The sequence below is a fragment of the Lacticaseibacillus camelliae DSM 22697 = JCM 13995 genome, assembly GCF_001311195.1.
Taxonomy (GTDB): domain Bacteria; phylum Bacillota; class Bacilli; order Lactobacillales; family Lactobacillaceae; genus Lacticaseibacillus; species Lacticaseibacillus camelliae.
In genome coordinates this window covers 1-11,672 of sequence record NZ_BBAJ01000071.1, presented here as the reverse complement: position 1 = coordinate 11,672, position 11,672 = coordinate 1, and the positions used below count along the sequence as shown (strand labels likewise).

Sequence of the window (11,672 nt, the reverse complement as noted above, 5' to 3'; positions counted from 1 at the left end):
TGGGCAGCGCCGACGTCTTCGCGATCAGTGTCTTGGCGTTCGGCCTGCCGCTGGATCACAGCCTGCTGCTCGTCCTGATCGCATGCCTCAGCGGCCTGGCCCATTACGCCTGGCACCACGCACGGTGCCACTGCTGTTTCATCTCCAGATTGCCTACCTGCTGCTGGCTCTTATGCAAAGCGGCTGGCAATAACACGCAAAAAGGGCCACCGCAAGCAGGCTTGCAGTGGTCCTTCGTGGTGAATTACTTGTCTGAGTCAGGCGAATCCGTCTTTGCGGCGTCTTCAGCCTTCATCTTAGCCTCAAGGTCAGAGATCGAGTAGACGCTGTTGGAGACAGTGCCAACGGTCTTTGGCTCCATGTGCCGGTAAGTAGCCATCCCAGTACCAGCCGGGATGATCTTGCCGATGATGACATTTTCCTTCAGCCCGATCAGCGGATCGTTCTTGCCGCGGATCGACGCGTCGGTGAGGACACGGGTGGTTTCCTGGAAGGAAGCCGCGGACAGGAAGGAGTTCGTTTCCAGTGACGCCTTGGTGATCCCAAGGAGCACTGGGCGCCCCGGTGGCAGGAATGCCGCCGGAGATCAGCGTCTTCTGGTTGCGGTCCTTGAAGTCGGCGATATCAAGCAGCGTCCCTGGCAAAATGTCGGTGTCGCCCGGATCCATGACCCGGATCTTCCGAAGCATCTGGCGAACCATGACTTCGATATGCTTATCACCAATTTCAACCCCCTGCATCCGGTAAACCTTCTGGACTTCAGCCAGCAGGTAGTTTTCCGTTGTCAGGACGTCTTGAACCTTGATCAGTTCCTTCGGGTCGATCGACCCACCGGTCAGACGGCCACCACGATCAACGTGGTCGCCTTCTGCAACGGCGACGGACGATGCGTAAGGCACGCTGTACGTCCGGGTGTCGGTCTTGCCTTCCACGGTGATTTCACGAGTGTGTTCCGCCGGATTTTCATCGATGGCAGAAACGGTCCCGTCAACCTCAGAGATAACAGCAAGCCCTTTAGGATTGCGTGCTTCGAAGATTTCCTGAACACGAGGCAGCCCTTGCGTAATATCTTCGCCGCCGGCAACACCGCCGGTATGGAAGTTACGCATGGTCAGCTGAGTACCAGGTTCGCCGATCGACTGCGCAGCAACGGTCCCAACCGCTTCACCGACTTCGACCTGCTCGCCAGTGGCAAGGTTACGGCCGTAGCACTTTTGGCAAACCCCATGACGGGTGTTGCAGGTGAAAATGGAGCGAATCGTCACGTGCTCAATGCCGGCATCGACAATGGCCTGAGCCTTGTCCTCGTCGATCATTTCGTTCTTCTTGACGATCACATCGCCAGACTTCGGGTCGGCGACTGACTTCGCCGCGTAACGACCAACCAAGCGGTCGTACAGCGGTTCGATCATTTCGTTGCCTTCCTTGATCGCCGAAACGACCAGGCCACGGTCGGTCCCACAGTCCTCTTCACGAACAATGACATCCTGGGCAACATCGACCAGCCGGCGAGTCAAGTAACCTGAGTCGGCGGTCTTCAGCGCGGTATCGGTCATCCCTTTACGGGCACCATGAGTGGACATGAACATTTCCATGACAGATAGACCTTCACGGAAGTTCGACAGCACGGGCACTTCCATCATCCCACCGTTAGGCGCGGCCATCAGACCACGCATCCCGGCAAGCTGAGTAAAGTTCGAAATGTTACCACGGGCACCAGAATCACTCATCATTGAGATTGGGTTATTCGGGTCAAAGGCCTCGACCAGCTTTTGCTGAATCTCGTCCTTGGCGTCGTTCCAAATCTGGATGACCCGGTCATGACGCTCCTGATCGGTGATGAGCCCACGCCGGAACTGCTTAGAAACCGTCGCAACCTTTTTGTGGGCCGCATCAACAATTTCAGGCTTTTCCTTCAGCTCTGGCACGTCGGCAACCCCGACGGTCAGCCCTGAATTGGTGGACTGCGTGTAACCCAAGGTCTTCATGTCATCCAGCAGATCAGAGGTCCGCTGCACTTTGTAGTCCTTGAACACTTCCGCAATGATGTCGGACAGGAAGCTCTTCTTGAACGGCTCCTCAATTGGGGCATCGCGCAGGTAGGCGTGAATATCCTGCCCAGGCTTCAGGAAGTACTTGTCGGGCACACCGTTAACGATGTTGTCCTGCGTGGCAACGTTCAGGAACGGGAAGTCCTCCGGCATGATCTGGTTGAAGATCACGCGGCCGACAGAGGTCACCATGATCTGGTGACGCTGCTCGTCAGTAAAAGGCTTCTTCGGCAGTGACGAAACCGCCAGCCCGATCCGACTGTGAAGGTGAACATAACCATTTTGCAAGGCCATCAGCACTTCATTGGTGTCCTTAAAGATCATGCCTTCGCCTTCGCGACCCTTTTGCTCCATGGTCAGGTAGTAGTTACCCAAAACGATATCCTGAGACGGGGTAACAATTGGCTTGCCGTCACGAGGCGCCAGAATGTGGTGCGCCGCCAGCATCAGCATGCGGGCTTCCGCCTGTGCTTCGTCTGACAATGGGACATGCACCGCCATCTGATCCCCGTCAAAGTCGGCGTTGTAAGCTTCGCAGACCAACGGGTGCAGACGGATCGACTTGCCGTCAACTAAGACGGGCTCGAACGCCTGGATCCCCAACCGGTGCAGCGTTGGCGCGCGGTTCAACAGAACCGGCCGCTCCTTGATCACGTCTTCAACAACATCCCAGATGTCATCGTCTTCGCGATCAATCTTGCGCCGAGCGTTTTTGATGTTAGAGGCCAGGTTGCGCGCAACCAGCTCATGCATCACAAACGGCTTGAACAACTCAAGCGCCATCGAGCGAGGCAGCCCGCACTGGTAGAACTTCAGGGTCGGCATAACATCGATGACCGAACGGCCGGAGTAATCAACACGCTTGCCCAGCAGGTTCTGACGGAACCGGCCCTGCTTGCCTTTCAGCATGTGGCTCAAAGACTTCAGTGGGCGATTGCCAGGACCGGTGACAGGACGGCCGCGCCGCCCGTTATCGATCAAAGCGTCAACGGCTTCCTGCAGCATGCGCTTTTCGTTCTGCACGATGATGTTCGGCGCGTTCAGGTCAAGCAGGCGCTTCAACCGGTTGTTACGGTTGATCACCCGCCGGTACAAGTCATTCAGGTCGGAGGTCGCAAAGCGTCCGCCTTCCAGCTGGACCATTGGCCGCAGATCCGGTGGGATGACCGGGATCGTGTCCATGACCATCCAGGCCGGGTCATTACCGGATTCCAAGAAGGCATCCAGAATGTCCAACCGGCGGATCGCACGGGTCCGCTTTTGGCCCTGAGCCGACTTCAGGTCTTCCTTCAGTTCAGCAACTTCCTTCGGGAGGTCGACTTTCTGCAGGAGTTCCTTGACGGCTTCGGCGCCCATTTTAGCGTCAAAGGTCGCGCCGTACTCGTCGCGCTTTTCGCGGTAATCACGCTCAGACAGCAACTGCTTTTTTTTCAAGCGGTGTGTCGCCGGGGTCGATCACAACGTAAGACGCAAAGTAGATTACTTCTTCAAGGGCCCGTGGGGACATGTCCAAAACCAGACCCATCCGGCTTGGGATGCCCTTGAAGTACCAAATGTGGGAAACCGGAGCGGCCAGTTCAATGTGGCCCATCCGTTCACGACGCACTTTAGAGCGTGTCACCTCGACACCACACCGGTCGCAAACGATTCCCTTATACCGGATCCGCTTGTACTTCCCGCAGGCACATTCCCAGTCTTTGGTTGGCCCGAAGATGCGTTCATCAAACAGCCCATCCCGCTCTGGCTTCAGCGTCCGGTAGTTGATGGTTTCGGGTTTTTTAACTTCCCCGTACGACCAACTGCGGATTTTGTCAGGCGAGGCTAAGCCGATTTGCATACTTTCAAACTTGTTGACATCAATCAAAGGGCTAACCTCCTATTTCTTAGTTTCGCCGGAAGTCGGCTGGTCGGTCGCAGCGTTTGCGGCGTCCTTGGCCTTCTTCTCTTCTTGCTCCTGCGCAAACTTGGCGAGGGCATCGACTGAGACAACATCGTCATCGTCGTCGTCCATATCACGCAGCTCAATTTCGTTCTTGTCCTGATCGAGGACCTTCATGTCCAGACCCAGCGCTTGCAGTTCCTTGACCAGCACCCGGAATGACTCCGGCACACCAGGCTGCGGGATCTGCTCGCCCTTAACAATGGCTTCGTAGGTCTTGACCCGGCCCACCACGTCATCGGACTTGTAAGTCAGGATCTCCTGCAGGGTGTAAGCAGCCCCGTAAGCTTCAAGAGCCCAAACTTCCATTTCCCCGAACCGCTGGCCACCAAACTGGGCTTTGCCGCCCAGTGGCTGCTGCGTAACCAAGGAGTAAGGCCCAATGGAACGGGCATGGATCTTATCGTCAACCATGTGGGCCAACTTCAGGTAGTACATGACGCCGACCGAGACCCGGTTTTCAAACGGCTCACCGGTGCGGCCATCGTACAGGATGGACTTGCCGTCTGACGCCATGCCGGCTTCCTTGACGGTTGCCCACAGGTCGTCATCGTTCGCCCCGTCAAAGACTGGACTGGCAATGTGAATACCCAAGTTGCGCGCCGCCATCCCCAAGTGGAGTTCGAGCACCTGCCCGATGTTCATACGGGAAGGCACACCCATTGGTGACAGCAGAATATCGACCGGCGTGCCATCTGGCAAGTACGGCATGTCCTCTTCAGGCACAACGACCGAAACAGTCCCTTTGTTCCCGTGACGACCAGACATCTTGTCACCGACCTGAATCTTCCGCTTCTGCGTGATGTAGACGCGGACCATCATGTTCACACCAGGGGACAGCTCATCGCCCGCCTCGCGGGTGAAGATGCGGACGTCTTGAATGATACCGCCGCCGCCATGAGGAACCCGCAGTGAGGTGTCACGCACTTCACGCGCCTTTTCACCGAAAATGGCGTGCAGCAGCCGTTCCTCAGCGGAAAGTTCAGTGACCCCTTTAGGCGTGACTTTGCCGACCAGAATGTCGCCGTCGCGCACTTCGGCCCCGATGCGAACGATCCCGAATTCATCGAGGTCCTTCAGGGCGTCTTCGCCGACGTTCGGGATTTCACGCGTGATTTCTTCAGGCCCAAGCTTGGTGTCGCGGGCTTCGGATTCGTACTCCTCAATGTGGATCGAGGTGTAGGCATCATCCTTGACCAACTTCTCGGACAGCACGATCGCGTCTTCGTAGTTGTACATGTTCCAAGTCATGAAGGCGATGACTGGGTTCTGGCCCAAAGCCAGTTCCCCGTTTTCCATAGCTGGGCCGTCGGCGATGATCTCGTCTTCGTCGACCTTGTCACCCAGGCGCACGATCGGCCGCTGGTTGTAGTTCTTGCCGGCGTTCGAACGCTGGAACTTCATGAGTTTGTAAGTATCTTGAGCACCGTCTTCGCGACGGACCTTGATGACCTTGGCATCCACGTACTCAACGGTGCCGGCGTGCTCAGCAAGCACGGCGATCCCAGAGTCATGGGCAGCCTTGTATTCCATCCCGGTCCCAATGAGTGGCGCGTGCGGGTTGATCAACGGCACGGCCTGACGCTGCATGTTGGCACCCATCAGCGCACGGTTCGAGTCATCGTTTTCCAAGAACGGAATGCAGGCCGTCGCAACCGCGACAACTTGCTTAGGCGAAACGTCCATGTAGTCGATGTGGTCAGCGGTGGTTTCAATGTTGACATCCTTGGACCGCGCCAGGATCGCGTCTTCGGCAAACGAGCCGTCGTCGTTCAGCTTGGCGTTGGCTTGGGCGACAACATAGTTATCTTCCTCGTCAGCAGTCAGGTAGTCGATTTTGTCCGTGACCTTATGCGTATCCCAGGACACACGGCGGTAAGGGGTCTCGATGAACCCGTACTTGTTGACCACCGCGTAAGACGCCAGACTATTGATCAGCGATGTTCGGGCCTTCAGGCGTTTCAATTGGGCACATGCGGCCGTAATGCGTGTAGTGCACGTCACGCACTTCATAGCCGGCACGGTCACGCGTCAAACCACCAGGCCCAAGGGCGGACAGGCGGCGCTTATGCGTCAGCTCGCCCAGTGGGTTCGTTTGGTCCATGAACTGAGACAGTTGCGAACTGCCAAAGAATTCCTTGACCGAAGCAACCACTGGCCGGATGTTGATCAACTGCTGCGGCGTGACCGTCGCGGCGTCTTGAATGGACATCCGCTCGCGAACGACCCGTTCCATCCGCGACAAGCCAATGCGGAACTGGTTCTGCAGCAGCTCACCCACGGAACGGATCCGCCGGTTGCCCAAGTGATCGATGTCGTCAGTTGAGCCAATGCCTTCCTGCAGGTTCAGGAAGTAGTTCATCGACGCAATGACGTCGGCTGGCATCAAGTGCTTAGCCTTGGGGTCGATGTGACCGTTGCCGATTAACTTGACCTCTTTTTCAGGGTTGACCTTAGAAAAGACCTTGACGACCTGCACGGTCATTGGATCGGTGACGACCCCTTGGTCGGAAGGCTGGTAGGTGACGGTCTTGAAATCGTCACGGTCCAAGTACCCGCCCAACGTATCCATCACATGGCGGTCGATTTTGTCGCCCTTTTGCGCGATGACTTCACCGGTGTCCGGATCAGCCAGCGTTTCCGCCAGGGTCTGGCCAAGCAGCCGGGTCTTCAGGCTCAGCTTCTTATTGACCTTGTAGCGGCCAACAAAGGCCATGTCGTAGCGCTTCGGATCAAAGAAGCGGGCGTACAGCAAGGACCGTGAAGAATCGGCAGTCTTCGGCTCGCCTGGGCGTAGCCGTTCATATATATCTTTCAACGACTCGTCAGTACGCGAATCGTCGGTGTTCTTATGAACATCCTTTTCCAGTGTCAGCATCAGGGAGTCGTTGTCGCCAAAGATATCGAGGATATCCTGGTCAGCGCCAAAGCCCAGTGCGCGCACCAGTTCCGTCATTGGGATCTTACGGGTGCGATCGATTCGCACATACGCCAGATCCTTGGCGTCGGTTTCGTATTCAAGCCAGGCGCCACGGTTAGGAATCACCGTCGCCCCGTAGGTGACACGCGAGTTCTTGTCGGTCGCGCTGTTGTAATAAACACCAGGGCTACGAACCAACTGCGAAACGATGACCCGTTCAGCACCGTTAATAATAAACGTGCCCTGCTTGGTCATCAGCGGAAAGTCGCCAAAGAATACGTCTTGGCTCTTGATTTCGCCAGTTTCGTGGTTCGTCAAGCGCAAGGTGACGTGCAGTGGTGCGGAATAGTTGGCGTCATGCTGACGCGCTTCATCAACGGTATATTTCGGTTCAAGCAACTGGTAATCAACATATTCAAGCGACAATTTGCCCTGGAAATCTTCGATTGGCATGATGTCATCGAACATTTCCTTGAGGCCTTCGTCGAGGAACCATTGATAGGAGTTGGTCTGAATCTCGATCAAGTTAGGCAGATCGAGAACTTCTTTAATGCGGGAATAGGAACGGCGAGTGCGGTGTTTGCCGTAATTCACTAAGTGTCCTGCCAAATTATTCACCCCTCATTGGATTTTTCGGCCATCTTGATTGTAAATTTAATGTAACGATTGTTAAATTAAGAATACAGTCGGTGGTTAGCGGACGTTTTGAGCAAAAAAAACGAAAAGCAGGAGGCGCTTGGCACCCAAACTACTTTTACGTTTTTATGTGTTGCGACGGACAATAGATCGCCGCAACTGATGTCCTAGCCGAAATGCAATTGCACTAATGATACCTCGCCTAGGAATGTTTGTCAATGCCACCAGCTGGACTGGAGCTAGGCGTGAACGGGCTCTTTCTTGGCCTGCACCGGCTGCTGCCCCTTCTTAATGTGAAAAGTCAGCTTGCCTTTGCGCGCCCCAATCGTTATCGTGTCGCCCGCACCGGCCTGACCAGTCAGCAGGAGTTCAGAGAGCTGATCTTCAACGTCACGCTGCAAAGCCCGGCGAATTGGGCGGGCACCATACTCAGGATCAAAGCCGGCCTTCGCGACCGCATTGATCCCTGCCGCTGTGATCTTGACCGTGATGTCCTGATCACTCAGGCGATGCAGGACCTGCTTGGTCATGATCTTCACGATTTCATGCAGCTCTTTTTCCGTCAAACTGTGGAACACAACAGTTTCATCGATTCGGTTCAGGAACTCTGGCCGGAACGCCTTCTTCAACTCTTCCAGCATCCGCGACTGCATCGACTTGAAGTCTTGAGTCGGACTTCCTTTGCCAAACCCAACCGCCTTGTCATCACGAAGCGAGGTGGCCCCAATGTTGGACGTCATGATCAAAATGGTGTTACGGAAGTCGACGCGGCGACCCTTTGAGTCGGTCAGGAAGCCGTCATCCAAGACCTGCAGCAGGATGTTGAAGACATCGGGATGGGCCTTTTCCACTTCATCAAGCAGCACAACCGAGTAAGGCTTGTTGCGAACCTGTTCGGTCAACTGACCGCCCTCATCGTAACCAACATACCCCGGTGCCGCACCAATCAGCCGACTCGTGCTGTACTTTTCCATGTACTCAGACATGTCGACCCGAATCATGGCGTCTTCAGACCCAAACATCGCCTCGGCCAGTGCCTTGGCCAGCTCAGTCTTGCCGACCCCGGTAGGCCCCAGGAACATGAACGAACCAATTGGCCGCGTTGGGTCCTTCAACCCACTGCGGGCCCGGCGAATCGCTCGAGCAACGGCTGAAACCGCCTCGTCTTGCCCAACCACACGCTCGTGCAGCACCTTTTCAAGGTTGATCAACCGTTCGGATTCCTTCTTCTGCAACTGGGTCACGGGCACCCCGGTCCACTGCGAAACCACTTCCGCAACGTCTTCCGGGCCGACCTTCACATCGGTCCGCACGCCGTTGGCATCGACCGGTTCAGGCGCCGCGTCAATCTTGGTCCGCAGCTTCTGTTCCTTTTCCCGAATTGTTGCCGCCGTTTCAAAGTCCTGGTGCATAATCGCATCATCTTGGCTTTGACGGTTTCTTTCAGCTGCTTTTGCAGTTTGTCCGCTTTCGTCGGCCGATCAGCCTCGTCCAGCCGCACCTTGGCCGCACTTTCATCCATCAGGTCAATAGCCTTATCAGGCAGAAAGCGCCCAGAAATATAACGACTCGACAGAGAGACTGCCTCATGGAGTGCCTCATCAGTGATGGTGACCCCGTGGTGCGCCTCATAGCGCGGCCGCAATCCCTTAAGAATCTCTTCGGCCTCCGCCTCGCTCGGCTCCTCAACGGTGATTGTGGCAAACCGCCGCTCCAGCGCTGCGTCCTTTTCAATGTACTTCTGGTACTCGTCCAGGGTCGTCGCACCAATCAGCTGCAACTCGCCACGCGCCAGGGACGGCTTCAGGATGTTGCTGGCATCAATTGCCCCTTCAGCGCCACCGGCACCAATCAAGGTGTGAAGTTCGTCCACGAACAAAATGACGTTCCCGTCTTGGTAGATTTCGTCGATCACCTTTTTGAGGCGGTCTTCAAACTCGCCGCGGTACTTGGTGCCTGCAACCAAAGAACCCATGTCCAGCGCCATCAAGCGCTTATTTTTCATGTCGTCAGGCACTTCCCCCGCGACAATCTTCTCGGCAAAGCCCTCGGCGATGGCCGTTTTACCAACGCCGGGTTCACCAATCAGGACCGGATTGTTCTTCGTGCGCCGCGCCAAAATCTGGATTAGTCGGCGCACTTCCTTGTCCCGGCCGACAACCGGATCCATCCGATTTTCACGCGCCAACTGGGTCAAGTCGCGCGCCAAACCATCCACGTTGGGGTCCCTTGGCTGGCTGGCCGGCCACCGCGCTGGGCACCAGCAGCGCCGCGATGCTTCGCCGCCGCGTCGGAAATCCCCATTTTTTCAGGACCAACTGACGGGTCTTAGACAGACTCAAATCAAGATCCTGCAAAATGCGGGCTGCCAGAATGTCATCCTCGCGAAGCAGGCCTAACAAGATGTGTTCAGTACCGATTTTCAGCGCGCCCAGCCGCTTGGCCTCATCGCCCGCATAACTGAGAATCTCCTTACCCTTCGGTGAGTATGGGAGGTAGGCATCCTTGCTTTGGCTACCCTCGTCGACTGTCCCATAGCCAGTGAAGCGCTCAATTTCATCATGAATATCCTGTTCGGAAATGCCGAGCTGACGCAGGGTCTTGCCGGCAATGCCTTCCTGTTCCATCACGAGCGCCATGAGCAAGTGCTCCGTACCCACAGCATGGTGGTGGAAGTACTTGGCTTGTTCCTGTGCAATCATCAGTACATTTTTTTGCACTCGGGGTAAATAAGTTGTCCATAAGCACGCTCCCTTTTATAACGTCATATTTGCTCAGCAAACATTAAAAACAAATTAATTGGGTTCTATCTTTCATACCGCAAACTGTCGAGAAAAGCAAGTAGCAGTCGTGATCGAAGCTCATCTTCGGCCTCTCGATCCCCCATGTTCAGGGTCTGGTGACTCAGCACCGCGAGCATCATATTACCCGCCTGACGATCGATCAGAGCGGCGTCGTACAGCTGCTGGATCAGTGCTTGGCCATCCCGCTCCCGGAGCGCCTGGGGAATATTCTCGGCCATGAGCGAGATCAGATCCTGGTCATCGCGCAAGTGGACCTTGAGTATGCGAATATACCCACCGCCGCCGCGCTTGCTTTCAACCACGTAGCCGCGCTGCGGGGTGAACCGGGTTTTGATCACGTAATTGATTTGCGACGGCACGCAATTGAAGTGCTGGGCGATCTCCGCACGACTGATCTCGACCTGCCGAGATGAATCGAGCATGGCCTTTAAATAGTGTTCGATCACATCGGAAATATTCTGTCCTTGCATTCGCTTCACCCTTTTTGACTTTGACTAATCTTGACCTTAATTATACTGATTCTGGGGAAAAATACCAGCACTCTTCACCTAGATCACCAACTGCGCGCCGCCCAACCGCAAAAATGAGGCACAAAAAAAGCTGATGTCCAAAGACATCAGCTCTTGATCGGGAAAACAAGATTCGAACTTGCGACCCCTACGTCCCGAACGTAGTGCTCTACCAAGCTGAGCTATTTCCCGATGAAGCGGAAGACGGGATTCGAACCCGCGACCTCCACCATGGCAAGGTGGCGTTCTACCACTGAACTACTTCCGCAATGTGTCACTCCGGAAAAACCGGAATGCACCCAGTAGGAGTCGAACCTACAACCTTCTGATTCGTAGTCAGACACTCTATCCAATTGCGCTATGGGTGCATATGATGCAATGCCGAGAGTCGGGTTCGAACCGACACGGTAATCACTTACCGCAGGATTTTAAGTCCTGTGCGTCTACCAGTTTCGCCATCCCGGCAGCTCGTGAAAGCGGAAGACGGGATTCGAACCCGCGACCTCCACCATGGCAAGGTGGCGTTCTACCACTGAACTACTTCCGCAAACTGGTAAGATGCCGACTAGAGGGTTCGAACCTCCGACCCCCTGTTTACAAGACAGGTGCTCTGCCAGCTGAGCTAAGTCGGCGTAATGCGGGTGAAGGGACTCGAACCCCCACGGTAATTAACCACTAGAACCTAAATCTAGCGCGTCTGCCAGTTCCGCCACACCCGCAGATGAAGAAACTAATGGAAATGAGCCGTGACAGGCTCGAACTGTCGACCCTCTGATTAAAAGTCAGATGCTCTACCAACTGAGCTAACGGCTC

General features: G+C 55.5%; 1 protein-coding gene, 8 tRNA genes and 3 pseudogenes. All 12 read right to left on the bottom strand.

From position 1 onward, the window contains the following. Positions 1-244 precede the first annotated feature (244 nt). Positions 245-3,915: pseudogene (gene rpoC, locus JCM13995_RS10845) on the bottom strand (DNA-directed RNA polymerase subunit beta'). A 12-nt stretch (positions 3,916-3,927) separates the two neighbouring features. Then, positions 3,928-7,519 (bottom strand): annotated as a pseudogene (gene rpoB / locus JCM13995_RS10840) (DNA-directed RNA polymerase subunit beta). Positions 7,520-7,785: 266 nt separating this feature from the next. Beyond that, positions 7,786-10,288: pseudogene (locus JCM13995_RS10835) on the bottom strand (ATP-dependent Clp protease ATP-binding subunit). A 64-nt stretch (positions 10,289-10,352) separates the two neighbouring features. Continuing rightward, positions 10,353-10,820: a CtsR family transcriptional regulator gene (locus JCM13995_RS10830; RefSeq protein WP_054665528.1), complete on the bottom strand. Its 468-nt coding sequence runs from the start codon at positions 10,818-10,820 to the stop codon at positions 10,353-10,355. Positions 10,821-10,977: 157 nt separating this feature from the next. Beyond that, positions 10,978-11,051: transfer RNA gene (locus JCM13995_RS10825), tRNA-Pro, on the bottom strand. A 4-nt stretch (positions 11,052-11,055) separates the two neighbouring features. Then, positions 11,056-11,127 (bottom strand) — tRNA-Gly (locus tag JCM13995_RS10820). A 26-nt stretch (positions 11,128-11,153) separates the two neighbouring features. Next, a tRNA-Arg gene (locus JCM13995_RS10815) sits at positions 11,154-11,227 on the bottom strand. Between the two features lie 11 nt (positions 11,228-11,238). Next, positions 11,239-11,324, bottom strand: a tRNA-Leu gene (locus JCM13995_RS10810). A 10-nt stretch (positions 11,325-11,334) separates the two neighbouring features. Continuing rightward, positions 11,335-11,406 (bottom strand) — tRNA-Gly (locus JCM13995_RS10805). Positions 11,407-11,418: 12 nt separating this feature from the next. Further along, positions 11,419-11,491: transfer RNA gene (locus tag JCM13995_RS10800), tRNA-Thr, on the bottom strand. Between the two features lie 4 nt (positions 11,492-11,495). Then, positions 11,496-11,578: transfer RNA gene (locus JCM13995_RS10795), tRNA-Leu, on the bottom strand. 21 nt (positions 11,579-11,599) lie between these two features. Beyond that, a tRNA-Lys gene (locus JCM13995_RS10790) sits at positions 11,600-11,672 on the bottom strand.